The organism is Nocardiopsis suaedae, from assembly GCF_027706745.1.
Taxonomy (GTDB): Bacteria; Actinomycetota; Actinomycetes; order Streptosporangiales; family Streptosporangiaceae; genus Nocardiopsis_A; species Nocardiopsis_A suaedae.
In genome coordinates, this window is sequence record NZ_JAQFWP010000082.1 from 1 (window position 1) to 25,563 (window position 25,563).

Consider the following 25,563-nt stretch of genomic DNA (forward strand, 5'->3'; position numbering starts at 1 on the left):
TGGTGGCCGGTATCCGGGCCTGAATACCGGCCACCAGGCGCAACTCGGCGAAAACTAGAACACGTTCCACTTCCGACCCCCTCGGAAACCGAACATTCTGGACGCCATGCTGCGCGGGAAGCTCGGCGCCAAAGGGAACGGACATTGTTCTTCGCCGAGATGCGCCTGGTTGTTGGAATCCCCACGAGGGACCCGGCGCCCGGCAGGCAGGGCCGGGGAACCGCCGGGCTCTCGCCGTCGCCGCCATCCCCGGTGACCACGTACACGCCCGGCGGCCGACGACGCTGCGGCCAGGGCCGCCGATCAGGATTCGCCGGAGGCCGTCTCCGATGTTCGAGACATGTCGGCCCGCGGTTCGGACCGGAATCGAACGGTCAGAGTTCAATGTGTTCGAACAGGGCCGTGAGCCCGAGGCCGCCTGCGATGCCCAGCATCGCCAACCCCTGTGCGCCCGCGCCGCCGGTCTCCTCGCGCACCAGGGCGCTGTACAGGCGTGTCACCAGGATCGCCCCCGACGCGCCGAACGGGTGCCCCAGGGCGATCGCCCCGCCGTCCGGGTTCACGGACTCCTCGTCGACGCCCAGTTCGTCCAGGCTCGCCAGCACTTGGGCGGCGAAGGCCTCGTTGAACTCGATCCGCGGCGTGCGCACGTCCAGCCCCGGGACCCGCTCCACCAGGCGGCGCGTCGACTCCACCGGGCCGATCCCCAGAAGGTTCGGGTCCACCCCCGCCGAGGCCGCGTCCACGAACCCCAGCGCCGTCCGCGCTCCCAGGGCACGGGCCCGCGCCGCGCTCGTCACCAGCATCGCGCTCGCGCCGTCGTTGAGCGGGCACGAGTTGCCCGCCGTCACCGTCCCGTCCTCCGCGAAGACCGGACGCAGCCGCGCCAGCGCCTCGGCCGAGGTGTCCGGGCGCGGGCACTCGTCCTGCTCGACCGTGCCCTGCACCCTGCCCGCGCGCGTGGGAACCGGAACGGTCTCGGCGGCGAACCTGCCCTCCGCGGCCGCGGCCACCGCCCGCCGGTGGCTGCGCAGCGCGAAGCCGTCCTGCCGCTCCCGGGTCACCCCGTAGGCGCGCGCGACGTTCTCCGCCGCCTCGCCCATCTCCGGGTCGCCGACCTCCTCAGGGGAGAACCGCGCCCGCGCGTAGAAGCGCGGCATTCCCGTCGGCCGGTCCGGCCGCTCGGCCCGCCACGGGGCGGTGCTGGTGCTCTCCACGCCTCCGGCCAGGTAGGCGTCCCCGGCCCCCGCCGCGACCATCCGCGCGGCCTGCATGACGGCTTCGAGCCCCGACCCGCACTGGCGGTCCACGGTCACCCCGGGCACCCCCACCGGAAGGCCGGCGGTGAGGGAGGCCAGCCGGGCGACGTTGCCCCCGCCCCCGGCGGCGTTGCCGACCACCACGTCGTCGATGTCGCCGGGCGCCGCCCCCGACTCGGCCAGCACCGCCCGCAGCACCGGCGCCAGCAGGTCCTCGGCGCGCACCCGCGCAAGCGCCCCGCCCGCGCGCCCCACCGGGGTGCGCAGCGCGGCCAGCACCACCGGGCGGCGGTCCTCAGGCATCGGGGAGCGCGACGAGCCGGGCGTCACCATGGGCGATCCAATCCTCCAGAACGGTGCGGGAGACCTTCCCGCTGCGGGTCAGCGGCCACTCCCGGGCCGCCCACAGGCGGCGCGGGACCTTGTACCGGGGCAGCAGGGCCGCGCAGTCGGCGCGCAGTCGCGCCCGGGTGAGGCGCCCGGCGGCAGGGCCGGAGACCACCGCCGCCAGCACCTGCCCCAGGTAGTCGTCGGGCAGTCCGAGCACGACCGCCTCGTCCAGCCCCTCCACCCGGGCCAGGGCCTCCTCGACCTCGCCCGGGTGGACGTTGTGGCCGCCGGTGATCACCATGCCGCCGGAGCGCCCCGCCAGGTGCAGCTCCCCGTCCTCGGACAGCCGCCCCAGGTCTCCGACGGTGGCCCAGTCGCCGACCGTCCGGAAGCCCGACCCGTCGCCCGCCCCCGCCCTCAACGGACGGCGCTCCGCGCCGCCGTCCCCTTCTCCGCCGTCGCCCCACAGGTATCCAGAGGAGGCCAGCGGCCCCCGGACGAACACCGTGCCCGTACGGCCCGGCGGCAGGGGAGCGCCGTCCTCCCCGCGCACCTGCACCTCCACCCCGGGGAAGGGGAAGCCCACCGCCCCGGGCTCGGCCGCAGGGTCGGCCCCGGGCGGCGTGTGGCGCACGGTGACGAAGCTCAGCTCCGAAGCGCCGTAGTACTCGCGCACATGGGCGCGCGGGAACTGGGACATGGCACGCCGCATGGTCGAGGCGTCCAGACGGGCGCCGCTGCTGACCACGCACTCGACGTCGGGGAACGCGCCGCCGCCCGGGGCGTCGTCGCGGGCGCCCTCGGCCAGGCCGCGCAGCATCGTCGGCACCACCACCAGCCGTGTGGCGCGGTGCCCCGTGAGCGCCCTCCGGGCAGCGGCGGCGTCGAACCTGGGCAGGGTGATGCAGCTCGCCCCCTCGTACAGGGCCTCGGTGAGGGCGTACAGCCCCAGCCCGTGGGAGAGGGGGCCGGGCACCAGCGCGCGGTCCTCGGCGCGGATCCCGAACACCTCGCCGCCGTGGCGCAGACTCGCCCGCCACGAGCCCCGCGTCCGGTGGAACGCCTTGGGCGGACCCGAGGTGCCCGAGGTGAAGCCGACCAGGAACGGCGTCTCGTCGGGCCCGGGGAGCAGCTCGTCCTCCGGGGCGGTTCCGAGGGCCTCCTCCAGGCGCGGGTCGCGGCCGCCTCCATCGCCCGGGGCCTCCAGCACCGGCACTCCCAGCGCGCGGGCGGCGTCGGCGATCACCCCCGACCCGTCGGCCGCCACCAGGTCCGGGCGCAGCCGCCGCAGCACCTCCTCGGCCTGCGCGCGCGGCCACGCCGGATCGAGCACCGCGCAGCGCCCGCGCCCGGCGACGGCCCCGGCGAACAGCTCGGCGAAGACGGGGGAGTTGCCCGCGCCCACGGCGAGCAGACCGTCGCGGCGGCCGGACACTCCGCGCAGCGCCGCGGAGACGGCCGCCGCCCGGCGCGCGAGGTCGCCGTACCCGATGGAGCCGCCGTGTTCCCCGGCCACGGTGAAGGCCTCCCGCTCGGGGTGCGACCGGGCGTGCTCCAACAGGCGTGCGCTCAGCGGCACGGCGCGGCCTCCCGTACCGGCCGGGCGCCCGCGCCCTCCGGGCTCACTTCAGCTCCATGCTGTACGACCGGGCCACGCCGTGCGCCACCAGCGCCGCCGCGACCGCCTTGATGAGGTCGCCCGGAACGAACACCATGCCGCCCAGCGCGGCCTCCCGCAGCGGCAGCCCGCTGCTCACCGACAGCCACGGGATCCCCAGCGCGTACACCACGACGATCCCTCCGGCCACGCACGCCGCCAGAATCGCCCCGGCCTTGGCCCACCCGCGGGTCAGCTTCGCGGCCCAGTACTTCACCATCAGCCCGGTCACCAGCGCGCCGGGGATCCACCCCACCAGGTAGCCGCCGGTCGGACCGGCGAACACGCCCAGACCGCCCCGGCCCCCGGCCAGCACCGGCAGCCCGACCGCCGTCAACAGCACGACCAGGCCGCAGGCCAGCGCCCCCCGCACGGGGCCCAGCACCGCCCCGGCCAGCATCACCCCCAGCGTCTGCAGGGTGATGGGCACCGGCACGATGCCGACCGTGATCGGCGGGACCAGGCCCAGCGCCACGATGATCGCGGCGAACAGGGCGACGAGCACGACGTCCCGGGTGGTGATCCCGCGTTCCTGGGGGCGGTTCACGTGGGGTTCTCCTCGGTGCGGGCGCCGCCCGAGGGGCGGCGCGGGGGCGGATAGCAGCGCGCGTCGATCGCGTCGGCCACGTCGTCGGCGGCCTTCAGCGTGCGCACGATCAGCGGGACGAGCAGCGCGACGGGGTTGGCCTTCAGGCCGCGGGCGGCCTGGGCCTCCCGGATCTCCTGGAAGCGGCGGAACACCTCGGGAACGAAGCGCAGCACCAGCGACACGCCCAGGCTGATGCGCTCGGGGTCGGCCACGCCCACCCGCGCCAGCGGGGCGGTCAGCCGCTCGAAGAACTCCAGCAGGTCGGCCGGACGGGTGGTCAGCGTGACCGCCAGCGCCAGCAGGATCAGCGCCGCGAGCCGCAGCAGCATCACCACCGCCGCGGGCACGTCCTGCAGCAGCGCGGTGGCGGCGAACAGGACCGCCAGCATCACCCCGACCGGCAGCAGCCGCGCCCGCAGCGCCGCCAGCGGGGCCCGCGCCGACAGCACCAGCACCGCCGCCACCGCCGCGGCCGCCCCCAGCACGCCCGGGTGCGCGAGCAGGAACAGGCCGATCCCCGCGGCGAAGAGCACGCCGAACTTCGCCCCGGCGGGCAGCCGGTGCAGGGGCGTGTTCCCCGGGACGTACAGGGAGGTGTTCACGAGCAGTGCTCCCTGTACCAGGCCACCGCCTCGCCGGGCGCCCCGTCGAAGGCGATCCCCCCGTCGTGGACCACCAGCACGCGGTCGTAGCCCGACACCAGCTCCAGGTCGTGGGTGACGACCACGGCGGCGGGCGCCATGGCGTCCACGGCGTCGCGGATGCGGTTGCGGTTGCGCAGGTCCAGCAGCGTGGTGGGCTCGTCGAACACCACCGTGCGCGGGCGCATCACCATCACCGACGCCAGCGCGACCAGCTGCTTCTCGCCGCCGCTGAGCAGGTGGCTGTGCCGCTCGGCCAGGTGCCCGATGCCGAAGGACTCCAGCGCCCCGGCCACCCGGCCGGGGATCTCCTTCTTGGGCAGCCCCAGGTTCTTCAGGCCGAAGGCCATGTCCTCGGCGACGATGGGGAAGACGATCTGGTTGTCGGGGTTCTGGAAGACGAAGCCGACCTCGGAGCGCACCCGCCGCCCTTCGGTGCGGGTGTCGCGGCCGTCGACGAGCACCCGCCCCTCGTCGGGCACCACCAGTCCGTTGAGCAGCCGCGCGAGCGTGCTCTTGCCCGAACCGTTCTGCCCGATGACGCCGATGCGCCGCTCGGCCAGGCGCAGGTCGAGCCCGCTGAGCACGGTCCGCCCGTCATAGCCGACGCCGACCCCCTGGAGCTCGATCACGGGGGCGGGCGGCTCGGCGGCGCCCGGCCGCTCCTCGGCCGCCGATCCCGGGGCGGGGCCGGCCGGGGCGGTCACGCCCGCCCCTCCTCGGCGCCGGAGTCGGCCCCGGCGCCGGAGGCGGCGCGCAGGGCGGCGGCGGTCGGCTCGGGGACGGGCACCGGGCGGCGGGTGTCCGGGTCGACGCACACCCACACCACCTCGGCGCGGGCGGCCGCGCCGCCGGGGGCGTCCCCGCCGTGCGCGACCACGGCGAAGGTCAGGCTGGTGCGCCCGATGCGCGCCACGTGCGCGGAGATCTCGGCGGGGTCGCCGAAGCGCAGCGGCCGCTCGTAGACCACCTCGACCTTCTTGACGTGGTAGGCCGCCCGGGCCGACGAGGGGTCGAAGTGGGGGCTGAGCCCGGCCTCGCGCAGGAACTCGTTGACCGCGTCCTCGGCGTAGGCGACGTACCGGCCGTTGTGCATGTTGCCGTGCATGTCGACGTCGGAGAAGGGGACGCGTAGGCGCATGGTCGGGATCCTCCGGGCGGGCGCCCGACCGGGGCGCCCTCGTCGTGGTCATGGGCCGGCCGCGCACCGGCGGGGCCACTCCCTGTGTACCCGATCGGCCTCCGCCGTCGTTACGTTGGGGTGCGGACTACGAGCACCAGGGGGCCCCGAGCGCCCTCGGGGAGGGAAACGCGTGCGCAGAGCCGTCGTCACCCGCTTCGGCCCGGCCGCCGAGGCGGTCGGGGTGGAGGACTACACCCCCCGCCCGCCGGGGGAGGGGGAGGTGCAGGTGCGCATGGCGGCGGCCGCGGTCAACCCCTCCGACCTGGTGGCCATCGCCGGGGCCTACCCCTCCCGCACCCCCCTGCCGCACATCCCCGGCTTCGAGGGCGTGGGGCGGGTGTGCGCCGTGGGACCCGGCGTGGAGGGGCTGCGCGAGGGGGACCGGGTGCTGCCCATCGGCAGCCCCGGCGCCTGGCAGCAGGTCAAGACCGCCGAAGCCCGCTGGTGCTTCCGCCCGCAGCCGGAGCTGACCGACGAGCAGGCGGCACTGTCCTACATCAACCCGCTGACCGCGGTGCGCATGGTCCGGGCCCACGCCGCCGGCCCGGGGGCGGGGCCGGTCGCGGTGAACGCGGCCGGGTCGGCCATCGGCGGCATGCTGGCGCGGCTGCTGCAGCGGCGGGGCGTGCGGCCGGTGGCGCTGGTGCGGGGCGACGCCTCGCGCCCGGCCGTGTCGGGCCCGGAGTGGGCGGGGGCGGTGGCCACCGACCGGCCGGGCTGGACCGAGGAGCTGGCGCGCCTCACCGGGGGCGGGCCCCAGGTGGCCTTCGACGCCGTCGGGGGAGAGGAGGGCGGGCGGCTCGCCCTGTCCCTGCGGTCGGGAGGGAGCCTGGTGCACTACGGGCTGCTGTCGGGGCTGCCGCTGGCGGGCGACCTGGCCCGCAGGCGCCCCGACGTGCGCGTCGCCCTGTTCCGCCTGCGCGACTGGGTGCACGCCGCGCCGCGCGATGAGGTGCAGGAGTCGCTGGACGAGGCGGGGCGGCTGGTCCTGGAGGGGGCGGCGGCGTCCACGGTGCAGGCGTCGTTCCCGCTGGAACGGGTGCGCGAGGCGGTCCGGGCCGCCCAGGAGCGCGGGGGCAGGGGCAAGGTGCTGTTGCTGCCGTGACGGTCGGCGGCGCCCGCCGCCGTGCCCGTGGCGGGAGATGCGGGGCGGGAAGCCGCGAGCTCAGCCCTGATCCGGTCGGAGGCACGACGGTGCACGACGGCATCCGAATACGAATCTACTTCGTAAAGTCGTCGGTGTTCGGCTGACCCGACCCCCATCGATTCGAAGGAGCGGCTACGCCGCCCTCACCTCCATGGCTCCTCCCTCAAGCGAGAGGCGCGCCCCGCAGACGTGTCACAGGGGCCGGGCGCCCGGCGTCTTGAGGGGCGAACCCCCATGACGAACGGGAGGACACCATGGCCGACGGGACCGAGGCCGTCGTGATCGGCGGCGGATACGCCGGAATCATGGCCGCCAACCGGCTGACCAGCCGCAGCGACGTGGCCGTCACTCTGATCAACCCGCGCCCGAACTTTGTCGAGAGGATCCGCCTCCACCAGCTGGCGGGCGGCACCTACGACGCCGCCCGCGACTACCGCGACGTCCTCGCCCCGACCGTGCGCACGGTGGTGGGGACCGTGGAGCGGATCGACGCACCCGGGCGCAGCCTCGCACTGGCGGACGGCTCCACGGTCGGCTACGACCGCCTCGTGTACACGGTCGGGAGCGGCAGCGCCGCCCCGGACGTCCCCGGGGCCGCCGAGCACGCCCGCCCCCTCGCCAGCCTGGAGGAGGCGCGGCGCCTGCGTTCGGCCCTCCAGGACGCCCCCGCCTCCGCCCCGGTGACGGTGGTGGGGGCCGGTCCGACCGGGATCGAGACCGCCACCGAACTCGCCGAACAGGGGCGCCGCGTGACCCTGGTGTGCGGCGGGGTGATGGGCCCCTACCTGCACCGGCGCGGCCGCCGCACCGTCGCCCGGCGGATGGCCGAGCTCGGTGTGGCGGTACTGCGGGGTCCCGGCACCTCCGTGGTGGAGGTGACCGCCGGCGCCGTGCGGCTCGGCGACGGCCGGGAGGTCCCCAGCCGGGTGACCGTCTGGAGCGTCGGCTTCGCCGTTCCGGACCTGGCCGCGCGCAGCGGGCTGAGCACCGACGGGGACGGGCGCCTGCTCACCGACGAGACGCTGACGAGCGTGGACGACGAGCGCATCGTCGCCGCGGGCGACTCGGCGGCGCCCTCGGGCATGCCGCTGCGGATGAGCTGCCAGGCCGCGCTCCCGCTGGGGGCGCGCGCCGCCGACACCGTGCTCAGCCGGATCGATGGGAAGCGCCCCGGCCCGCTCAACCAGGCGTTCGCGGGACAGTGCATCAGCCTGGGGCGCCACGGCGGGATCTTCCAGTTCGCCCACCGGTACGACGTCGCGGTGGGGTTCCACATCCGCGGCCGCCTCGGGGCGCGGGTGAAGGAGAAGGTGTGCCGCGGCACCGTGGAGCACATGGCCGACGAGGCCCGCGCCCCTGGCTCGTACCGGCTGCACAGGATCTCCGGCGGCCCCGAGCGCGCGCGGCGGCTCCGGGCCGCCCAGGGCGCGGATGGGGCCGCGGCCACGGCTGCGGCGGAGGCGTGACCGCTCTCGCGGTCGCCGGGAGGAGCGCTGTTTCCGCCAGGGCGGCCGGGCGCGGCGGTAGATTGCGCGGCATGCCGATGAACGAGGTGCCCGAGTCGGTGGTGGTCTACACCGACGGTGCGTGCAAGGGCAATCCGGGGCCGGGTGGGTGGGGCGTGGTGCTGCGGTACGGGCGCCATGAGAAGGAGCTGTACGGGGGCGAAGGGGAGACGACGAACAACCGTATGGAGCTGATGGCGGCGATCGTGGCGTTGGAGAGCCTGACCCGCCCGGTGCCGGTGGTGCTGCACACCGACAGTACATACGTGCGCAACGGCATCACCCGCTGGGTGCACGGGTGGAAGCGCAACGGGTGGCGCACGTCGTCCAAGGAGCCGGTCAAGAACGCCGATCTGTGGCGGCGGCTGGATGAGGCCGCGGGGCGGCTGGACGTGGACTGGCGGTGGGTGAAGGGGCACGCCGGGGACGAGGGCAACGAGCGGGCCGACGCGCTGGCCTGCCAGGGGCGCGACGAGGCCGCGGAAGTGTGAGGCGCGGGGTCCGGGCGCGGTGCGGGCGGCCGGCCGGACCCCGCGGTCCACGGGGCGGCTCTTCAGCCGGTGTGTTCGGTGCGCCGCGCGCGGGCGGCCAGGTCGGCCCGGCCCCCGGCGCCCACGGCGAGGGGGCGGTCGGCGGCCCCTGCGGCCAGGCGGTCCTGGAGGCGCCGCAGCTCGCGGGGGCCGAATGCGGCGACCACCGAGGGCAGCGCGCCGCGGGCGCCTTGGAGGGCGCGCAGCCACGCCTGCCCGTAGACGTGGGGGGATCGGCGGGCGATCCCGGCGACGATGCGGTCGGCGGCCGGTTCCAGGGGGTGGGTGAGGTTGAGCGGCCAGGGGAGCCGGGAGCGCAGTTCGCGCAGGGCCGGGTCGGAGTCGGCGCCGCGCACCATGTCGGTGTCGGTCCAGGAGAGGTAGGCGATGCCCGCGGTGACGCCGTGCAGGGACTCTTCGGGGCGCAGGCAGTGGACGAAGGCCTCGACCCCGGCCTTGCCGGTGCAGTAGGCGGCCATGAGCGGCGCGGGGGTCAGGGCCGCCAGGGAGGCGACCTGGAGCAGGTGGCCTCTGGAGCGGCGCAGGGCGGGCAGGAACGCGCGCGCGGTGGCGATGCTGCCCATCAGGTTGACCTCGATGACGCGGTCGAAGGCGTCGGGGTCGGTGTCGCCGAAGGGGCCGCCGGTGGCGATGCCCGCGTTGGCGACGACGATGTCGATCCGGCCGTGGTGCTCTTCGACGGCGCGGGCGGTTTCGGCGAGGGCCGCGCGGTCGGTGACGTCGGCCTCCCAGTGGGTGGCGTGGGGGCCGCAGTCGGCGGCGACGGCTTTGAGGTCGTCGGGTTCGAGGCCGACCAGGGCCACGCGGACGCCCTGGCCGGCCAGCTTGCGGGCGAGGAGGGCGCCGAGGCCGCGTGCGGCGCCGGTGACCACGGCGGTGCGGCCGTCGAGGGGGCGGTGGGTGCGGGTCATGCTCCGGCCTCCTGGGTGCGCTTGGCCTTGGCGGCCTTGCCGCTGCGGGACGCCTTGCCGTTCGCGGTGCCGGGGGAGGCGGGGCCGGGCAGGTGGGCGTCGATGAGGTCGGTCAGCACGGCGGCGACGCGGTCGGGGGCCTCCAGGGGCGTCATGTGGCCGGTGCCGGGGATCTCGACGAGGGTGCGGCAGTCGGGCAGGAGCCCGGCGGTGCGGGGGGCGTGGGGGAAGGGGATGAGGCGGTCGCGGGTGCCGTGGACGACGGCGGCGGGCACGTCGAGGGCGCGCAGGCCCTCGTCGGCTTCGAGGGTGCCCAGGACCGTGCCCCAGCGGGCGCGGGCCACGGGGTGCATGGCGTGGACGAGGCGGGCGGTGACGTCCTTCATGCGGCGGTCGGCGCCGGGGGCCATGGTGATGTAGCGGATGGCGGCCCGGGTGAGGGGGGTGCGCGGGCCCAGTGGCAGGGGGGCGCCGAGGGCGGCGCGGTGGACGGCGGCGCGGAAGGCGCTGTCGTCTGGGCCCAGGGGCAGCACGGTGGAGGTGTGTGGCAGGCGGCTGCTGCCGGTGCTGATGAGGGCGGCGGCCGCGGCGCGGTCGCGCACGGCCGGGCGCCGGGAGGCGGACATGATGGTCATGCCGCCCATGCTGTGCCCGGCCAGGACGGCGGGGGTGCCGGCGGGGACGGCGGCCTCCAGGACGGCGCACAGGTCGTCGGCCAGGGCGGTGGTGGAGTACCCGGCGGCGGTGGCGGGGCGGGCGCTGGAGCCGTGGCCGCGCTGGTCGTACATGACGGTGCGCACGTGCCGGGGCAGGCGGTTGACGACGGGGGCCCAGAAGGGGGTGGCGCAGGTCCAGCCGTGGACCAGGACGAGGACGGGGCCGTCGTCGGGGCCGGTGGTCTCCACGTTGAGGAGGGTGCCGTCGGCGGATTCGACGGTGCGCTGGTGCCGTTGGGGGGTCATGTCGGCTCCTCAGTGGCGTCCGCGGGGGGCGGGCGGGGGTCGGGGTGCACGGGTTGTTACCGACGAGTCGGTCGGTGTGTCGCCCGAGCGTAGACCATGACAATGGTCATTGGAAGAGTTCGTCGGGATTCCGCAGGGGCGGCGGGGCGCCGCCGCCCTCGGCCGCGCCCGGTGCGCGGGTTGGCGGCGCCGCGGACGGGAGCCGTAGGATGCGCCGGTGATGGACACGGCGGACGGACAGGGCCGGGGGACGGCGGGGCTGGTCGCGGCGATCGCCCTGTACGTGCCCGAGGGGGAGAAGCGGGCCGGGCGGGTGAGCTCGGTGACGACCGATCCGGTGGCGGGGACGCCGCTGCGGGCGGTCGTCGACTTCGGGTCCACGCCCGAGGGGGTGGACACCGGCCCGGACGTCGAGGTCGCCACCAGGGTCTGGGACGGCCCGGAGGCGGCGGGGGAGCGCGCGCTGCGGGGGCTGTGCGCCGAGCGGGCGCTGATGGAGCGCCGGATGCGCGACCCGCAGGGGCGCGACGCCCTGTCACTGGGGGAGGACGCGCGCTGGTCCCGCGCGGAGCTGGCCGTCGACGGGCGGCCGGTGGAGGCGGTGGTGCTGGCCACCGGGATGTGCTGGGTGGCGGCCGCCGAGGCCGAGGAGGGCGTTCTGGTGCGCGTGTACACCCCGGCTCCCGGGCCGGGGCCGGTACGGCTGGAGCGCGTGCGGGACGCGGCGCGGCTGGAACCGATGCGCGGCCGGGGCTAGGTGTACTGACCACGGAGGTTGGTGACGGCGCCCCCGGCCAACACGCGAAAGAGGGCCTCCTGTATCGGTGTGGATGTCTGACGTCCCACCGCCCCGGAAGGCCCTGGACGCCCCACACTAACCGTGCCAACGCCAAACTCACCCCCGCCGGGCGCCTGGCCCTGGCCCGCTGCGTGGTCGATGACGGATGGCCCCCGCGCCGGGCCGCCGAGCGCTTCCAGGTCAGCCATGCCCGCCGGTGGGCCGACCGCTACCGCGACGCGGGCGGCCCGCCACCCGGCGAGCAGGATCAGGGAACCGCCGCCCCACCCCCTCGTGCGTCCGGCTCAGCGCACCATGCACGGGCGCTTGGGGTCGAACTCCCAGCCCGGGATCAGGTACCGCATCGCCACCGCGTCGTCGCGCGCGCCCAAGCCCTGCTTCAGGTACAGCTCGTGGGCGGCGTCGAGGCGCTCGCGGTCCAGCTCCACCCCCAGCCCCGGCGCGTCCGGCACCGCCACGGCGCCGTCGCGGATCCGCGGCGGGTCCCGGGTGAGCCGCTGGCCGTCCTGCCAGATCCAGTGGGTGTCCAGGGCGGTGATCTCGCCGGGCGCCGCCGCGCCGACGTGGGTGAACATCGCCAGGGAGATGTCGAAGTGGTTGTTGGAGTGCGAGCCCCAGGTCAGGCCGGAGTCGTGGCACAGCTGGGCGACGCGCACCGACCCGGCCATGGTCCAGAAGTGGGGGTCGGCCAGCGGGATGTCCACGGCGGCACCGCGCAGGGCGTGGGACAGCTCCCGCCAGTCGGTGGCGCACATGTTGGTCGCCGTCGGCAGCCCGGTGGCCCGCTTGAACTCCGCCATCACCTCGCGGGCCGAGAACCGGCCCTCGGCCCCGCAGGGGTCTTCGGCGTAGGCGGCCACGCCGCGCATCCGCCGCCCGTGGCCGATCGCCTCCTCCAGGGGCCACCCGCCGTTGGGGTCCAGGGTGATCCGCGACTCGGGGAAGGCGTCGTGCAGGGCGGTGATGACGTCGACCTCTGTGCCGCCGTCGTGGACACCGCCCTTGAGCTTGAAGTCGCGGAAGCCGTACCGCCGCTGGGCGGCCCGCGCCAGGGCCACCACGGCGTCGGCGTCCATGGCCTTCTCCCGGCGCAGGCGCTCCCACTCGTCGCCGGTGTCCTCGCGCAGGTAGGGCAGGTCGGTGGCGTCGGGGTCCCCGACGAAGAACAGGTACCCCAGCACGGGGACGCCGGGGCGCCGCTGTCCCGTCCCCAGGAGTTCGGCCACGGGGACGCCCAGCTCCTGGCCGTGCAGGTCCAGGAGGGCGGACTCCAGCCCGGTCACGGTGTGCACGGTGGTGCGCTGGTCGAAGGTCTGCTCGCCGCGCCCGCCCGCGTCGCGGTCGGCGAAGGCGTCGGCGACCTCCCGCAGGGTCGAGCGGAACCGGGCGACGGGCCGGCCGGTGATGCGGTCACCGGCCTCGCGCAGCGTGGCGGTGATCGCCTCGCCGCCGGGGACCTCGCCGAGCCCCGTGCGGCCCTCGTCGTCGGTGACGATGACGATGTTGCGGGTGAAGCAGGGGGCGTGCGCCCCGGACAGGTTCAGCAGCATCGAGTCGTGCCCGGCGACCGGAACGACCTCGACCCGGGCCACGCGGGGTCCGTGTGCGCTCATGCGGTGTCTCCTCGCTCCGCCGGGGTGGTGGTGCCGTCGATGCGGCGGGTCACGTTCCAGGGGTTGTCGTCGCGCACCGGTGCGGGGCGCAGCGGCTCCGGGAGGTTCTGGTAGACCACCGGCCGCAGGAAGCGCTCGATGGCCGCCGCGCCGACGGAGGTGGAGCGCCCGTCGGAGGTGGCCGGGAACGGGCCGCCGTGCACCATGGCGTCGCCCACGTCGACGCCGGTGGGCCAGCCGTTGACCAGGATCCGGCCCGCGCGCAGTTCGAGGGCCTCCAGCAGGTCCGCGACCGCGGCGTCCTCGGCGTGCGCGTCGGCGTCGAGCCAGAGTGTGGCGGTCAGCTGTCCTTCCAGGGCGTGGGCCAGGGGCGGCAGCCGGTCGGCCGAGCGGTAGCGGACGATGAGGCAGACGGCGCCGAAGACCTCATCGGCCAGCCCGGGGGTGGCGGCGAAGGTGGCGGCGTCGGTGGAGTAGACGGCGGGGGCCGGGGCGTTGGGGCCGGCGCCGGTGCGGCCCAGGGCGGCCCGGGACACCCCGGCGGTCGCGGCGAGCCGGTCCTCGCCCTCCGCGCGCGCGGAGCGGATCGACGGGGTGAGCATGGTCTGCCCGTCGGCGGCCGAGAGCGTGTCCCCGATGCGGGCGACGAGGTCGTCGCCGTCGGCGCCGTCGGGGACGAACAGCAGGCCGGGGGCGGTGCACAGCTGTCCGGCCGAGCCGTTGAGCGAGGCGGTGAACCCTTCGGCCAGGGCGCCGCGGTCGCCGGAGGCGGCCGAGGGCAGCACGAAGACGGGGTTGACCGAGCTCATCTCGGCGTAGACGGGGATGGGGACCTCGCGCGCCGCGGCGGCGGCCATGAGCGCGGTGCCGCCGCCGCGTGAGCCGGTGAAGCCGACGGCCTTGATGCGCGGGTCGCAGACCAGGCTCCGGCCGACGGCCGTGCCGGGGCCGTAGACGAGGGAGAAGACCCCGGCGGGCAGGCCGTGGTCGGCGGCGGCCGCCGACAGTTCCCGGGCCACGAGCAGGCCGGTGGCCGGGTGGGCGTTGTGGGCCTTGACCACCACGGGGCAGCCCGCGGCCAGGGCCGAGGCGGTGTCGCCGCCGGCCACGGAGAAGGCCAGGGGGAAGTTGGAGGCGCCGAAGACCGCGACCGGTCCCAGCGGCAGGGTGCGCCGGCGCAGGTCGGGGCGGGGCAGCGGGGCGCGGTCGGGAAGGGCCGGCTCGATGCGCACCCCGTGGTGGTCGCCGGTGCGGCACAGGCGGGCGAACAGCCGCAGCTGGTTCACGGTGCGGCCGAGTTCCCCCTGCAGCCGGGCGGGGGCCAGCCCGGTCTCGCGCGCGGCGGTGGCGGTGATCTCCCCTCCGGCGGCTTCGATGCGGTCGGCGGCGGTCTCCAGGAAGGCCGCGCGCGCCTGGGGCGTGGTGCGGCGGTAGGGGCCGAACGCCTCGTCGGCGGCCTGGGCGGCCGCTGCCACCTGGTCGTCGTCGAGCAGGGTGAACTCCGGGCCCGTGGGGGTGTCGCGGACCGGGTCGTGGGCCCAGACGGTCCCGGCGGTGCCGGGGACGGGCTCCCCGGCGATCAGCGAGTGGCGGGCGGGTTCGGTCGGTGTGGGCATGGCTCCTGTGGTTTCGTGGTCGGGGCCGGGGCGCCGGGTCAGGCGTCGACGGCGGTGGCGGGGGCGGTGACGGTGGCGACCAGCGTGTTCAGCCGCTCCTGCTCGGCCGGGGACAGGTCGCGCAGGGGCGGGCGCACCGGTCCGGCGTCGCGGCCGACGGCGCGCATCCCGGCCTTGACGATGGACACCCCGTACCCGTTGCCGCGGTCGCGGATGTCCAGGTAGGGCAGCACGAAGTCGGTGAGCCTGCGCTGCACGGCGGCGCGGTCCTGGGCCCGGACGTCCCGGTAGAACTCCAGGGCGAACTCGGGCGCGAAGTTGAACATCGCCGAGGAGTAGGTGCTCAGGCCCAGTTGCAGCAGCGGCAGGGCGAACGTCTCGGCGGTGGGCAGGCCGCCGAGGTAGAAGAGCCGGTCGCCGTTGGCCGACAGCACGCGCGCCAGCTGTTCGAGGTCGCCGTTGCCGTCCTTGAAGCCGATGAGGTTGGGGTGGGCCTGCGCCAGCCGGGTGACGGTGTCGGCGGCGTAGACGGCGTTGGCGCGGTTGTAGAGGATCACTCCGAGCCGGGTGGCGCGCAGGACGGCGGCGGCGTGGTCGTGCAGCCCCTCCTGGGTGGTCTCGGTCAGGTAGGGCGGCAGCAGGAGCAGGCCGTCGGCGCCGGCCTCCTCGGCCTGGCGGGCGAGTGCCAGGGCCTGGGCCGTGTTGCCGCCCGCCGAGCTGAGGACGGGCACGCCGGTGCGGACGGTGGCCACGGCGGCCCTGGTGACCGTCCGGTGCTCCTGCGGGGTGAGCGAGAAGCCCTCGCCGGTGCCGCCCGCGATGAACAGGCCCCCGATGGCGAAGCCCGACTGCCACTCCAGGTGGGCGGCGAGGGCGGCCTCGTCGACCGCGAGGTCCCGGGTGAACGGGGTCACCGGGAAGGACAGCAGCCCGTCCCGCAGGACGCCCGCGAGTTCGGCGGGGGTGTAGTCGGACATCGAGGACCTCCACGGGAAGGGAACGGGGTGCCTTCACGCTAGGGACATCCTTCGATGCGTGTCCAAGCTGATCTTCGTATAGGGCGATACCTTCACTGCATCGGTTGCGCGGTGTCGAGCGGTTCCCGCAGCAGCGGGAGCACCCGGTGCAGGGCGGGGTTGGTGGAGGCCTCGGGCCACACGGCGTGCAGCCGCACCGCGTCGGCGGGGGACTCCCGCAGGGGGACCATCTCGACGCCGGGCATGCCCAGCTGCCGGGTGGACCGGGGCACCAGCGCCACGCCGTGCCCGGCGCCCACGAGCGCGACCAGGGTGAGGATCTGGGCGGCGGTGTGCGTCACCTGGTCGGCGCGGACCTCGACGAGGTCGGCCACCAGGTCGCTGAAGTAGCGGGCCTGGTCGGCGGAGTAGGTGATCATGGGTTCGTCGCGCAGCTCGCGCCCGGACACGGGGGTGCCCCGCCGGGACAGGCGGTGCCCGGCCGGTACGGCCACCACCAGGGGCTCGGTGAGCAGCGGGGCCGATTCCACGCCCTCGGGGGGGAACGGCGGGCGGGCCAGGCCGATGTCGATCGCGCCGCTGCGCATCGCCTCCAGCTGCTGGGCGGTGACCATCTCGTGCAGTTCGACCGCCACGCCGGGCAGGGCGTCCTTGATCCGCGCGAGGACCGGGCCGAGCACGCTGAAGCTGGAGGCGGCGGTGTAGCCCAGGCGGACCAGGCCGACCTGCCCGGAGGCGATCAGCTGGGCCCGCCGCGGGGCGCGCTCGGCCATGTCCAGGAGCCGGCGGCACTCGTCGCGGAAGGCCTCCCCGGCGGCGGTGAGGGCCGCGCCGCGGGGGCCGCGCAGCAGCAGGGTGACCCCCAGGGCCTTCTCCAGCTTCTGGATCTGCCTGCTCAGCGGGGGCTGGGTCATGCGCAGCCGGTCGGCGGCCCGTCCGAAGTGGAGCTCCTCGGCGACCGCGACGAACGCGCGGGCCTGGTCGAGCGTGAGCATGCCGCCCTCCATCGATGCACGGAAGGTATCAACCTATACGAAAGATGGCTTAGACAGGTATTTCCCCTGATCTCTAGTCTTATGGAAATTCAGACGATGTGGCAGCGGCCACAGTGGCGTGTGACTCCCCCTGGGCACCCCCGCGCCACGCTCTCCCGAGGAGGCCCCCATGCCTTGGTCCCCGCGTTCCCGCGGCCCGCTCACCGCCGTCGCGGCCGGCGGACTGTGCGCGACCCTGGCCGCCTGCGGTGCGGTCACCGACGGCTCCGCCGGAGGCGGCTCCTATCCGTCGGGTCCCATCTCCATGGTCGTCGGGCAGGACGCCGGCGGCAGCACCGACCGGATCGCGCGCGCCGTCGCCGACGGGTCGAAGGGCGCGCTCGGCGTGTCCATGCCGGTGGAGAACCAGCCCGGCGCCAACGGCGCGATCGCCACGCAGCAGGTCGCCGAATCCGACCCCGACGGCCAGCGGATCGTGCTGCTCAACGCCTCCCTCATGACCATCACCTCGCTGGTGGTCCCGGAGGAGGAGGCCGTGACCCTGGACGACCTCGACGTGGTCATGGGCCTGTCCCGGGACGACTACATCATGGTCGCCAACGCCGACACCGGTTACGAGACGGTCGAGGACGTGGTCGCCGACAGCGGCGACATCACCTACGGCACCGCCGGCATCGGCACCGGCAGCCAGCTGGCCCAGCTCCTGCTGTTCGACCAGGCCGGCATCGAGGGCCGGGAGGTGCCCTTCGACAGCGGGTCCCCGGCCCTGACCGCCGTGATGGGCGGACAGGTCGACGTGGCCACCATCCAGGTGGGCGAGGCGATGCCGCAGATCGAGGCCGGCACCATCACCCCGATCACGATCTTCTCCGAGGAGCGCAACGCCTACCTGGAGGACGTGCCCACCGCCAAGGAGGAGGGCTACGACGTCCCCGTGGCGCAGTACCGCGCCGTCGCCCTGCCCGAGGGCGCCCCCAAGGAGGTCAAGGACACCCTGCGCAAGGGCCTGGAGGAGATCACCGCCTCCGAGGAGTACAAGCGGTTCAACGAGGAGAACTACCTCACGCCCGTGGAGATCTCCGGCGAAGAGGTCGAGAAGGAGTGGGCCCGGCTGGCCGACGAGTACGCCCAGCAGGTCGAGGAGAGCGGCCTGGAGCTCGGCGAGGCCGGCGAATGACGGGCGCCGCCGACGACACCGCGGGCCCAGGCACGGAGGCCGTCCCCGGGGACGGATCCGACACCGCCGCGAGGGCCGGCCGCGTGAGGCACCTGGTGTGCGGCGCCGCCGTAGCGGCCCTCGGGGCCGGCGCCCTCGTCGTCGCGCTCGACCTGGGCTTCGGCTCGCTGTCCCAGCCCGGCTCCGGCACGTGGCCCTCCATCGTGTCGACGGTGCTCGTCGTGCTCGGGCTGTTCATCATGGTCCGCTCCGGCCACTACGCCGACGCCGAGCGGCTGACGAAGGACGGCCTGCGGGTGGCGGCCGCCGTCGCCGGAATCGCCGGGGCCGCCGCGCTCATCCCCCTGATCGGCTTCGAGATCCCCTCCTTCGTGCTGCTCGTGGCCTGGATGAGCGCGCTGGGCGGGGAGCGGCTCCGGCTGTCGGTGCCGCTCGCCGCGGCGGCGGTGGCCGTCTTCTACGCCGTCTTCGTCTCCGCGCTGGCCGTCCCGCTGCCCCGCCTGTTCTGACCCCCGACCCTCCGAAAAGCGGTTCACCATGGATTTCACCCCGGTCCTCGAGGGGTTCGCGGTCGTCTTCGAGCCCCAGAACCTGCTGTTCTGCCTGCTCGGCGTCGTCGTCGGCATGGTCATCGGCGTCCTGCCGGGCCTGGGGCCGGCCGCCACCATCGCGATCCTGCTGCCGCTGACCTACGGCATGGACGCGGTCCCCTCGATCATCATGCTCGCCGGCATCTTCTACGGCGCGATCTACGGCGGCACCGTCACCGCCGTGCTGCTGAAACTGCCCGGTGAGACCTCCTCGGCGATCACCGCGCTGGAGGGCTACCCCATGGCCCGGAAGGGCGAGGGGGGCAAGGCGCTCGGCGCGGGCGCCATCGCCTCCTTCGCCGGCGGCACGGTCGCCATCGTCGTGCTGACCCTGATCGCCCCGGTCATCGCGGACTTCGCGCTGGCCTTCGGCCCGCCGGAGTACGCCGCCCTGACCCTGCTGGGCATCCTGCTGGTCGCCACCATCAGCAACGGCACCAAGTCCAAGGCGTTCGCCGCCGCCGCGGCCGGGCTGCTGCTGGCCACGGTCGGGCGCGACGGCTTCACCGGCGAGCTGCGCTACACGGCCGGGAGCCTGGAGCTCACCGACGGTCTGCAGTTCGTGCCGATCGCCATGGGCGTGTTCGGCCTGGCGGAGATCCTCTACGGCCTGGAGCGCCGCCGCGGCGGGGGCGCCGCGCTCATGACGGCGGACAAGATCCTGCCGACCAGGGCCGACATGAAGCGCATGGCGGGGCCGATCGCCCGGGGCGGGGTCCTGGGGTTCTTCCTGGGGCTGCTGCCCGGCGGCGGAGCCACCGTCTCCGCGATGGCCTCCTACGGCATCGAGAAGCGGCTGAACAAGGGGCCGACACGCTTCGGCCAGGGCGCCATCCAGGGCGTGGCCGGGCCGGAAACGGCCAACAACGCGGCGGCGACCTCCTCGTTCATCCCGCTGCTGACCCTGGGCATCCCCGCCAACGCGACCATGGCGGTGATGTTCGGAGCGCTGCTGATCCAGGGCATCACCCCCGGACCGCAGCTGGTGGCCACCGACCCGGACCTGTTCTGGGGCGTGGTCAACTCGATGTACATCGGCAACCTGGTCCTGCTCGTGCTGGCCATCCCGCTGATCGGGGTGTTCGTGCGCATCCTGCACGTGCGCCAGTCCATCCTCTCGCCCATCGTCGTGCTGATCGTGTGCATCGGCGCCTACACCATCGGCAACCGCATCTTCGAGGTGATGGTGGTGGTCGTCTTCGGCGTGCTGGGCTACCTGATGAAGAAGAACGGGTTCGACCCCGCCCCGCTGATCCTGGCCTTCGTCCTGGGGTCGCTGCTGGAGGACAACGTCCGACGCTCGCTGCTGATGTTCGGCGGCGACGCCGGACAGGTGGCCGGGCGCCCCATCGCGTTGACGCTGCTGGTGGTGTTCGCGGTCGTCCTCCTGGCCCCGATCGCGCTGAGGATCGCCCGGTCCCGGCACGGCGGCCCGCCCGGCGCGCCCTCTGCGGAGGGGCCCGGCGCCGCCGCGACCGGACCGGAACCGGGCCCGGGGCAGAGCCCCGGCCCGGTGGAGTCCTCCGCGCGGGAGGCCCCCGCCGACGGCCCCTCCCGCACCTGAGTCCCCGGCACCGTCCCCCGCCCCACACCGACAAGGAGCCCCATGCCCGCCGACTCGATCCGTTCGGTCACCCTGTCCACGGTCACGCTGCCGCTGGGCCGGGCCGTCTCCGACGCCAAGGTCTTCACCGGGCGGCAGAAGCCGATGACCGAGGTCGTCCTCCTCTTCGCCGAGATCGTCACGGAACAGGACCAGTACGGACTGGGCTTCACCTACTCCAAGCGCGCCGGAGGGCCCGGGCAGTACGCCCACGCGGCCGAGGTCGCCGAGAACCTCATCGGCGAGGACCCCAACGACATCGCGCGGCTGGTCACCGAGCTCGAGTGGGCCGGGGCGTCGGTGGGGCGGTCCGGTCTGGCCACCCAGGCGCTGGCGGCGTTCGACGTCGCCCTGTACGACCTCAAGGCCAAGCGCGCCGGGCTGCCGCTGGCCAAGCTGCTCGGCGCGCACCGCGACTCGGTGCGCGCGTACAACACCTCCGGCGGCTTCCTCAACGCGTCGCTGGAGGAGGTCAAGGAGCGGGCGGGCCGGTCCCTGGAGGAGGGGATCGGCGGCATCAAGATCAAGGTGGGCCTCCCGGACGGCGCCGAGGACCTGCGGCGGGTCCAGGGGGTCCGCGAGCACGTCGGCGACGGCGTACCGCTGATGGTCGACGCCAACCAGCAGTGGGACCGGGCCACCGCCCTGCGGATGGGGCGGCGGCTGGAGGAGTTCGGCCTGGTGTGGATCGAGGAGCCGCTGGACGCCTACGACGTGGAGGGCCACGCGCGGCTGACCCGCGCCCTCGACACGCCCGTGGCCACCGGCGAGATGCTGGCCTCGGTGGCCGAGCACGAACGGCTGATCGAGGGGGCCGCCTGCGACGTCATCCAGCCCGACGCGCCGCGGGTCGGCGGCATCACCCGGTTCCTGAGGCTGATGGCGCTGGCGGACCAGCGCGGCCTGGACCTGGCCCCGCACTTCGCGATGGAGATCCACCTGCACCTGGCCGCGTGCTACCCGCGGGAGACGTGGGTGGAGCACTTCGACTGGCTCGACCCGCTGTTCAACGAGCGGCTCGAGACCAAGGACGGGCGGATGCTCGTCCCGGACCGACCCGGGCTCGGCGTCACCCTGTCCGATCGGGCGCGCGCGTGGACGACGGCCTCGGTGAGCTTCGGGGTGCGGTGACCGCTCCGGGAGCCGGGTCGTAGGCCCCTGCCCCCGGAGCGGCCCGGCTGGGCCCCGGCGGGGGCAGGGGCCTACAGTCGCGTCCATGGTGAACGTTCTGAGCAGCAGGTTCGTGATCAGGCCGACCGATATGGAGCGCAGTCTGGCGTTCTACCGGGACGTGCTGGGGCTGGCGGTCTACCGCGAGTTCGCCACCGGGGAAGGGGAGTGGGGGACGGTCTTCTTCCTGGGCGGCGGGTTCCTGGAGTTGTCGGGGAGTTCCCGGGTGCGTCCGGAGCCCGAGGCCGCTCAGCTGTGGCTGCAGGTGGAGGACGCGACACGGGCCCAGCAGGAGCTGTCGGAGCGCGGGTGCGTCATCATGCGCGAACCGCGGCGGGAGCCGTGGGGGCTGGTGGAGATGCGGGTGAGCGACCCGGACGGGCTGGTGGTGCACATCGTGGAGGTACCCGCCGACCACCCGCTCAGGGTGCGCAAGGACGCCTGAGCCATGGGATCCGGGGGCGCTTGGCGCGTTCTCCCTTTATAAATCTACGTCATAAAGGCCGCGTTGGTTCAAAGAGAACCTCTGACAGTCCACCAAGAACCAGATCGTGCGGCTAACGCCGCACTCATCTTCTAAGGCGCGCACTCCCAAGCGTGTAACGGATATAGCGGACATACCGCCGGTGTATCGACGGGCGGTGCCGCCTACCTGCCCTCCTGGGCTCGGGCGGGGTCTCGCGGGGCACCTCGCCTCACCCTGTGACGGGCGCTCGAAAAGCCCCGCGAGACTCCGGCTCAGAGCCGCACAGGGCGGTGCCGCCTTAGGGGGCCCACCGAATCGGGCGGGCCGGTAAGGAAGCCTCGCCCCCCGCCGGACCCCTCTCCACACCAGATCCGCGGCCGCGGGGCCACTCCCCTCCCCCTCAGCCGGTCTGGCGCTCGCCGTCCTCGTCGTGCTCCATTCCCGGGACCAGCAGGCGCCGCGGCCCCGGCCCCTCCTCGGCGAGTTCGTCGCGCGGGTTGGACAGCACGCACCGGCTCAGCGAAAGGCAGCCGCAGCCGATGCACTCGGTCAGGTCGTCGCGCAGCCGCAGCAACTGGTCGATGCGCGCGTCCAGCTCCGAGCGCCAGCACTGGGACAGGCGCGCCCAGTCGTCGGCGGTCGGGGTGCGCTCGTCGGGCAGGCTCTCCAGGGCGGTGCGGATCCGCGCCAGCGGGATGCCCACCCGCTGGCTGACCTTGATGAAGGCGAGGCGGCGCAGCGTGTCGCGGGCGTAGCGGCGCTGGTTGCCGGCGGTGCGGCGGCTGCGGATGAGCCCTTCGCGCTCGTAGTAGTGCAGGGCCGACACGGCCACGCCGCTGCGCTCGGCCACCTGGCCGACGGTCAACTCCTTGCGCTTCCAGGCCTCTTGGGCCACGTGCCGCCTCCCCTGCGCGTAGCGCGTGCGTGTGGGGACGAGGGTAGTCCACCGGGCCGTCTGGGCCCGCGGGCGGCCGCTTCGGCGCAGGGGGCGCGAGTTCCGCGATTCCGGTTGCGCGGCCTGCGGTGCTGGACGATATTTGTGCCCGAGCCCCGCGTCGACGTGCGTTTCCGGGGATCGGCGGGGTCGTGTGCCCGTGGTCCGCCCCCTGCCGCAGTGCGCCGGGGCCGTGGTCCCGCTCGCCTGCTGACCCCGGGGAGTCGACACCGTGCACGAGCTGACGTCCCGTTCCGATTCCGGTGGTCCGGGTGTGTGGCGGCGGGAGCCGGACCGGCAGCTGACGTTCGCGGGGCAGGCGGCGAGCATCGGGGTGTTGCGGGACTGGGCGGCCCAGCACCTGCGGATGGGGGGCTTCGGGTATCCGGAGGCGCTGACCGAGGCGCTGCTGCTGTGCGCGAGTGAGTTGGGCACCAATGCGGTGCGGCATTCGCGGTCGGGGCTGCCGGGCGGGGTGTTCACGGCGTCGTTGTGGCAGGCGGCGGACGGGGTGTGCCTGGAGGTGCGGGACATGGGTCCGCGGCCGGGGGCGGGTTCGGGGCCGCGGATCGCTTCGGGGGCGGTGCCGGGGTTGGAGGCGGAGTCGGGCCGTGGGCTGGGGTTCGTGAGCGCGTTGTGCGGCGGGCGGATGGGGGGGACGGTGCCGCCGCATCCGCGGGGGCACACGGTGTGGTGCGAGCTGGCGGCCGGTGGGCCGTCGTCGGGGGAGGGCGGCGGCCGGGTGTGAGCGCCGGGGTCCGATGATGGGTCCATGGAGCGTGGAGTGGATGCGGCGACGGCCGCGGCGTGGGCGGCGGTCGGCGGGGACGCGGCGTTGGCGGCCGGGGTGTCGTTCCGGGGTGCGGGCGGTGTGCTGCCCGCTGTGCTGCCGGTGCGGGAGGCGGCGCGTGCCTCGGTGGGGGCGTGTTCGTTGGCGGCGGCGGAGCTGTGGGCGGTGCGCAATGGCGGTGCGGTGCCGGGGGTGCGGGTCGATGAGGGGGCGGTGGCGGCCGCGTTCGTGAGTGAGCGGCATCTGCGGGTGGAGGGGCGGTCCGGGGGGTCGTTCGCGCCGTTGTCGGGGTTCTGGGAGGCGGCGGACGGGTGGGTGCGCACGCATGCGAACTATCCGCACCATCGGGCGCGGCTGTTGGAGGCGTTGGGGGTCGGCGGGCTGCCTGCTGCGGGGGTGCGGGTGCTGGATCTGACGCGGGTGATCGCGGGGCCGGTGGCGACGCGGACGTTGGCGTTGTCGGGGGCGGACGTGTTGCGGGTGGATGCTCCGGGGTCGGTGGAGGACGTGTTCGGGCATGTGGATACGGGGGTGGGGAAGCGGTCGGCGCTGGTGGATCTGGGGTCGGCCGGGGGGCGTGCGGTGTTCGAGGGGTTGTTGGAGTCGGCGGATGTGGTGGTGGCGGGGTATCGGCCGGGGGCGTTGGAGCGGTTGGGGTTGGGGACGGAGGAGCTGATGGCGCGGCGGCCGGGGCTGGTGGTGGCGCGGTTGTGCGCGTGGGGGTGGTCGGGGCCGTGGTCGGGGCGTCGGGGGTTCGACAGCCTGGTGCAGGCGGCGAGCGGGATCGCGGCGGTGGAGTCGGGGGGTGGTGGGCGTCCGGGGGTGCTTCCGGCGCAGGCGTTGGACCACGGTACGGGGTATCTGGTGGCGGCGGGGGTGTTGCGGGCGTTGGCGGACCGTGAGGGGGACGGTCGGGGGCGTGAGGTGCGGTTGTCGTTGGCGGGGACGGCTCGGTGGTTGTTGCGGGGGGTGGAGGGCGCGCCTGTGGGTGAGGGGGTGTTCGAGCCGGGTGCGTGGATGGCGGGGCGGGTGACGCCGTATGGGCGGGTGCGGTATGTGCTGTCGCCGTTGGGGGTGGTGGGTGGTCCGGTGGATTGGGCGTGTGGGCCGGGGGTGTGGGGCGGTGATCGGGCGGTGTGGGTTTCGGGAGTCTGATCATGTCGTGGCCGCGCACACCTCGGCGGGCAGTCGTGGATCCGGGTCAGATCGGTTCGAGCAGTGCCGAAAGCTTGCTGATTCTGCCGTTGGGTTCGAATTCGAAGTGCAGGTAACGCTTGTTGGCCTCGTACCGGTCGAAATTGGGTCCGGTGCGCTCCGGGGGGCCGAGGAGGGCGGCGGTTTCGGCGCGGGTGGCGGTAGGTGGTAGTCCGTCGATCAGTGCTTTGGGGCGCGGGTACGGGGCGTAGTCGGGGTCGTGGTCGTCGTGGTGTGTTCGCACCGTGATCGACACCAGGACGTCGTTTTCGAAGAGCAGGTCGGTGCCGGCGGGTTTGAAGATGAGGTAGGTGGACTTCTCGCCGTCGAAGTCGAAGTCCTCTCTCTCCGTTTGGGGGCCGAGTAGGGCGATGGCGTCGAGGATCCGGCGGTCGCCTTTTCGGTGCCCGAGTACGTCCAGTAGGAGGGCTGCTTCGCCGGTGACGGTCGTCATGGTCGTTTCCTTCGTTCGGGCTCGCGGGGGTTGTGGGCGTGGTCGTGGTGTGTTCTCCCCGGGGTGGTGGGCCCCGGGGTTTTTTGTGTGCGGGGGTTATGCGGGGGTGAGGGGGATGCGGCCTTCTTCGAGGGCGGTGAGGACGGCGGCGGCTCCGCCTTTGGCCGCGGCGGTGAGGCCGAGGGTGGAGGGGTGGATGAGGTCGTGTGCGGGTGGGGCGTGGGTGTGGGTGCGGGCGGTGGTGCGTGCGGGTGGGAGGAGCCAGGGGGCGAGGTCGGTGTAGTAGCCGCCGAGGATGATGGCGGCGGGGTCGAGGAGGTTGGCGAGGATGGCGCAGCCTTGGCCGAGGCGGTGTCCGGCTCGGGTGAGGGCGTGGAGGGTGCGGGGGTCGCCGTTGTGGGCGTTGTGGGCGGTGGTGCGGACGGCGTCGGTGAGGGCGGTGGGGGCGGG

At 74.6% G+C, this 25,563-nt stretch carries 26 protein-coding genes and 1 pseudogene; 12 read left to right on the forward strand and 15 right to left on the reverse strand.

The window, feature by feature from the left end; translation table 11 throughout:
• Nucleotides 1-374: 374 nt before the first annotated feature.
• From O4U47_RS27955 to O4U47_RS27980, 6 genes are read right to left on the reverse strand one after another with little or no spacing between them, the layout of a single operon-like run.
• A complete protein-coding gene (locus tag O4U47_RS27955; RefSeq protein ID WP_270680971.1) occupies nt 375-1,592 on the reverse strand; it encodes a thiolase family protein in 1,218 nt (405 codons plus the stop codon).
• Nucleotides 1,555-3,168, reverse strand: coding sequence for an AMP-binding protein (locus tag O4U47_RS27960; RefSeq protein ID WP_270680972.1), 1,614 nt, complete (start codon nt 3,166-3,168; stop codon nt 1,555-1,557). The genes O4U47_RS27955 and O4U47_RS27960 overlap by 38 nt, the downstream gene beginning before the upstream one ends.
• Before the next feature lie 43 nt (nt 3,169-3,211).
• Nucleotides 3,212-3,793, reverse strand: coding sequence for a biotin transporter BioY (locus tag O4U47_RS27965; RefSeq protein WP_270680973.1), 582 nt, complete (start codon nt 3,791-3,793; stop codon nt 3,212-3,214).
• Nucleotides 3,790-4,437: an energy-coupling factor transporter transmembrane component T family protein gene (locus O4U47_RS27970; RefSeq protein WP_270680974.1), complete on the reverse strand. Its 648-nt coding sequence runs from the start codon at nt 4,435-4,437 to the stop codon at nt 3,790-3,792. The genes O4U47_RS27965 and O4U47_RS27970 overlap by 4 nt, the downstream gene beginning before the upstream one ends.
• Entirely contained in the window at nt 4,434-5,183 is a 750-nt protein-coding gene (locus O4U47_RS27975) for an energy-coupling factor ABC transporter ATP-binding protein (protein ID WP_270680975.1), read from the reverse strand. Before O4U47_RS27975 ends, O4U47_RS27970 begins: the two co-directional genes overlap by 4 nt.
• On the reverse strand, nt 5,180-5,617 hold the full coding sequence (locus tag O4U47_RS27980; protein ID WP_270680976.1) for an acyl-CoA thioesterase: 438 nt from the start codon (nt 5,615-5,617) through the stop codon (nt 5,180-5,182). Before O4U47_RS27980 ends, O4U47_RS27975 begins: the two co-directional genes overlap by 4 nt.
• A 172-nt stretch (nt 5,618-5,789) precedes the next feature.
• Here O4U47_RS27980 and O4U47_RS27985 point away from each other — a divergent pair, with 172 nt between their 5' ends.
• The 3 genes from O4U47_RS27985 (at nt 5,790) to rnhA (ending at nt 8,802) form a co-directional block, all read left to right on the forward strand.
• Nucleotides 5,790-6,764 carry a zinc-dependent alcohol dehydrogenase family protein gene (locus tag O4U47_RS27985; protein WP_270680977.1) on the forward strand — a complete coding sequence of 325 codons (975 nt, stop codon included), beginning with the start codon at nt 5,790-5,792 and terminating at the stop codon, nt 6,762-6,764.
• Nucleotides 6,765-7,060: 296 nt separating this feature from the next.
• The gene (locus tag O4U47_RS27990) at nt 7,061-8,272 is read left to right on the forward strand and encodes an NAD(P)/FAD-dependent oxidoreductase (protein WP_270680978.1); all 1,212 of its coding nucleotides are present in this window, start codon (nt 7,061-7,063) and stop codon (nt 8,270-8,272) included.
• 71 nt (nt 8,273-8,343) lie between these two features.
• Nucleotides 8,344-8,802 (forward strand): ribonuclease HI, encoded by a 459-nt coding sequence (rnhA, locus tag O4U47_RS27995; RefSeq protein WP_270680979.1) that lies wholly within the window; start codon nt 8,344-8,346, stop codon nt 8,800-8,802.
• Between the two features lie 62 nt (nt 8,803-8,864).
• Here rnhA and O4U47_RS28000 read toward each other — a convergent pair whose 3' ends face one another.
• Nucleotides 8,865-9,773 (reverse strand): SDR family oxidoreductase, encoded by a 909-nt coding sequence (locus tag O4U47_RS28000; RefSeq protein WP_270680980.1) that lies wholly within the window; start codon nt 9,771-9,773, stop codon nt 8,865-8,867.
• Nucleotides 9,770-10,735: an alpha/beta fold hydrolase gene (locus O4U47_RS28005; protein ID WP_270680981.1), complete on the reverse strand. Its 966-nt coding sequence runs from the start codon at nt 10,733-10,735 to the stop codon at nt 9,770-9,772. The genes O4U47_RS28000 and O4U47_RS28005 overlap by 4 nt, the downstream gene beginning before the upstream one ends.
• A gap of 220 nt (nt 10,736-10,955) precedes the next feature.
• Here O4U47_RS28005 and O4U47_RS28010 point away from each other — a divergent pair, with 220 nt between their 5' ends.
• Together O4U47_RS28010 and O4U47_RS28015 are read left to right on the forward strand one after the other, a co-directional pair.
• Complete coding sequence (locus O4U47_RS28010; RefSeq protein WP_270680982.1) at nt 10,956-11,492, forward strand: hypothetical protein; 537 nt, start codon at nt 10,956-10,958, stop codon at nt 11,490-11,492.
• A 77-nt stretch (nt 11,493-11,569) separates the two neighbouring features.
• Nucleotides 11,570-11,764 (forward strand): annotated as a pseudogene (locus tag O4U47_RS28015) (hypothetical protein); the annotation flags it as partial.
• A gap of 54 nt (nt 11,765-11,818) precedes the next feature.
• Here the strand turns inward: O4U47_RS28015 and O4U47_RS28020 are convergent.
• From O4U47_RS28020 to O4U47_RS28035, 4 genes are all read right to left on the reverse strand, one after another.
• Entirely contained in the window at nt 11,819-13,147 is a 1,329-nt protein-coding gene (locus O4U47_RS28020; RefSeq protein ID WP_270680983.1) for an enolase C-terminal domain-like protein, read from the reverse strand.
• Nucleotides 13,144-14,763: an aldehyde dehydrogenase (NADP(+)) gene (locus O4U47_RS28025; protein WP_270680984.1), complete on the reverse strand. Its 1,620-nt coding sequence runs from the start codon at nt 14,761-14,763 to the stop codon at nt 13,144-13,146. The genes O4U47_RS28020 and O4U47_RS28025 overlap by 4 nt, the downstream gene beginning before the upstream one ends.
• A gap of 38 nt (nt 14,764-14,801) precedes the next feature.
• Complete coding sequence (locus O4U47_RS28030; protein WP_270680985.1) at nt 14,802-15,740, reverse strand: 5-dehydro-4-deoxyglucarate dehydratase; 939 nt, start codon at nt 15,738-15,740, stop codon at nt 14,802-14,804.
• Nucleotides 15,741-15,832: 92 nt separating this feature from the next.
• Entirely contained in the window at nt 15,833-16,735 is a 903-nt protein-coding gene (locus O4U47_RS28035) for a LysR family transcriptional regulator (RefSeq protein WP_270680986.1), read from the reverse strand.
• Between the two features lie 169 nt (nt 16,736-16,904).
• On the opposite strand from O4U47_RS28035, the gene O4U47_RS28040 reads away from it, so the two are divergent.
• The 5 genes from O4U47_RS28040 to O4U47_RS28060 all read left to right on the forward strand — a co-directional run bounded on the left by O4U47_RS28040 (nt 16,905) and on the right by O4U47_RS28060 (nt 21,720).
• Nucleotides 16,905-17,912, forward strand: a complete 1,008-nt coding sequence (locus tag O4U47_RS28040) for a Bug family tripartite tricarboxylate transporter substrate binding protein (RefSeq protein ID WP_270680987.1) — start codon at nt 16,905-16,907, stop codon at nt 17,910-17,912.
• Between the two features lie 83 nt (nt 17,913-17,995).
• On the forward strand, nt 17,996-18,421 hold the full coding sequence (locus O4U47_RS28045) for a tripartite tricarboxylate transporter TctB family protein (protein ID WP_270680988.1): 426 nt from the start codon (nt 17,996-17,998) through the stop codon (nt 18,419-18,421).
• A 28-nt stretch (nt 18,422-18,449) separates the two neighbouring features.
• Nucleotides 18,450-20,066: a tripartite tricarboxylate transporter permease gene (locus O4U47_RS28050; RefSeq protein ID WP_270680989.1), complete on the forward strand. Its 1,617-nt coding sequence runs from the start codon at nt 18,450-18,452 to the stop codon at nt 20,064-20,066.
• A 42-nt stretch (nt 20,067-20,108) separates the two neighbouring features.
• On the forward strand, nt 20,109-21,236 hold the full coding sequence (locus O4U47_RS28055; protein ID WP_270680990.1) for an L-talarate/galactarate dehydratase: 1,128 nt from the start codon (nt 20,109-20,111) through the stop codon (nt 21,234-21,236).
• Nucleotides 21,237-21,321: 85 nt separating this feature from the next.
• Nucleotides 21,322-21,720 (forward strand): VOC family protein, encoded by a 399-nt coding sequence (locus O4U47_RS28060; protein ID WP_270680991.1) that lies wholly within the window; start codon nt 21,322-21,324, stop codon nt 21,718-21,720.
• Between the two features lie 421 nt (nt 21,721-22,141).
• On the opposite strand, the gene soxR is transcribed toward O4U47_RS28060, so the two are convergent.
• Nucleotides 22,142-22,636 carry a redox-sensitive transcriptional activator SoxR gene (soxR, locus tag O4U47_RS28065; protein ID WP_270680992.1) on the reverse strand — a complete coding sequence of 165 codons (495 nt, stop codon included), beginning with the start codon at nt 22,634-22,636 and terminating at the stop codon, nt 22,142-22,144.
• A gap of 271 nt (nt 22,637-22,907) precedes the next feature.
• Between soxR and O4U47_RS28070 the strand changes: the two genes are divergently transcribed.
• Both O4U47_RS28070 and O4U47_RS28075 read left to right on the forward strand, forming a co-directional pair.
• A complete protein-coding gene (locus O4U47_RS28070; RefSeq protein ID WP_270680993.1) occupies nt 22,908-23,423 on the forward strand; it encodes an ATP-binding protein in 516 nt (171 codons plus the stop codon).
• 24 nt (nt 23,424-23,447) lie between these two features.
• Nucleotides 23,448-24,620: a CoA transferase gene (locus O4U47_RS28075; RefSeq protein ID WP_270680994.1), complete on the forward strand. Its 1,173-nt coding sequence runs from the start codon at nt 23,448-23,450 to the stop codon at nt 24,618-24,620.
• Nucleotides 24,621-24,666: 46 nt separating this feature from the next.
• On the opposite strand, the gene O4U47_RS28080 is transcribed toward O4U47_RS28075, so the two are convergent.
• A complete protein-coding gene (locus tag O4U47_RS28080) occupies nt 24,667-25,113 on the reverse strand; it encodes a hypothetical protein (RefSeq protein ID WP_270680995.1) in 447 nt (148 codons plus the stop codon).
• Nucleotides 25,114-25,209: 96 nt separating this feature from the next.
• Nucleotides 25,210-25,563 (reverse strand): ROK family protein (locus tag O4U47_RS28085; RefSeq protein WP_270680996.1); only part of this gene is annotated, 354 nt, incomplete at its 5' end.

What these genes read in the sequence shown, in the direction of transcription:
- O4U47_RS27980 (WP_270680976.1), bottom strand. Translation starts at nt 5,617, where the DNA reads ATGCGCCTACGCGTCCCCTTCTCCGACGTCGACATGCACGGCAACATG.
- O4U47_RS28000 (WP_270680980.1), bottom strand. Translation starts at nt 9,773, where the DNA reads ATGACCCGCACCCACCGCCCCCTCGACGGCCGCACCGCCGTGGTCACC.
- O4U47_RS28040 (WP_270680987.1), top strand. Translation starts at nt 16,905, where the DNA reads ATGCCTTGGTCCCCGCGTTCCCGCGGCCCGCTCACCGCCGTCGCGGCC.
- O4U47_RS28055 (WP_270680990.1), top strand. Translation starts at nt 20,109, where the DNA reads ATGCCCGCCGACTCGATCCGTTCGGTCACCCTGTCCACGGTCACGCTG.
- O4U47_RS28075 (WP_270680994.1), top strand. Translation starts at nt 23,448, where the DNA reads ATGGAGCGTGGAGTGGATGCGGCGACGGCCGCGGCGTGGGCGGCGGTC.
- O4U47_RS28035 (WP_270680986.1), bottom strand. Translation starts at nt 16,735, where the DNA reads ATGCTCACGCTCGACCAGGCCCGCGCGTTCGTCGCGGTCGCCGAGGAG.
- O4U47_RS27990 (WP_270680978.1), top strand. Translation starts at nt 7,061, where the DNA reads ATGGCCGACGGGACCGAGGCCGTCGTGATCGGCGGCGGATACGCCGGA.
- O4U47_RS28020 (WP_270680983.1), bottom strand. Translation starts at nt 13,147, where the DNA reads ATGAGCGCACACGGACCCCGCGTGGCCCGGGTCGAGGTCGTTCCGGTC.
- O4U47_RS28030 (WP_270680985.1), bottom strand. Translation starts at nt 15,740, where the DNA reads ATGTCCGACTACACCCCCGCCGAACTCGCGGGCGTCCTGCGGGACGGG.
- O4U47_RS28060 (WP_270680991.1), top strand. Translation starts at nt 21,322, where the DNA reads ATGGTGAACGTTCTGAGCAGCAGGTTCGTGATCAGGCCGACCGATATG.
- rnhA (WP_270680979.1), top strand. Translation starts at nt 8,344, where the DNA reads ATGCCGATGAACGAGGTGCCCGAGTCGGTGGTGGTCTACACCGACGGT.
- O4U47_RS28005 (WP_270680981.1), bottom strand. Translation starts at nt 10,735, where the DNA reads ATGACCCCCCAACGGCACCAGCGCACCGTCGAATCCGCCGACGGCACC.
- O4U47_RS28050 (WP_270680989.1), top strand. Translation starts at nt 18,450, where the DNA reads ATGGATTTCACCCCGGTCCTCGAGGGGTTCGCGGTCGTCTTCGAGCCC.
- O4U47_RS28025 (WP_270680984.1), bottom strand. Translation starts at nt 14,763, where the DNA reads ATGCCCACACCGACCGAACCCGCCCGCCACTCGCTGATCGCCGGGGAG.
- O4U47_RS27955 (WP_270680971.1), bottom strand. Translation starts at nt 1,592, where the DNA reads ATGGTGACGCCCGGCTCGTCGCGCTCCCCGATGCCTGAGGACCGCCGC.
- O4U47_RS28080 (WP_270680995.1), bottom strand. Translation starts at nt 25,113, where the DNA reads ATGACGACCGTCACCGGCGAAGCAGCCCTCCTACTGGACGTACTCGGG.
- O4U47_RS28010 (WP_270680982.1), top strand. Translation starts at nt 10,956, where the DNA reads ATGGACACGGCGGACGGACAGGGCCGGGGGACGGCGGGGCTGGTCGCG.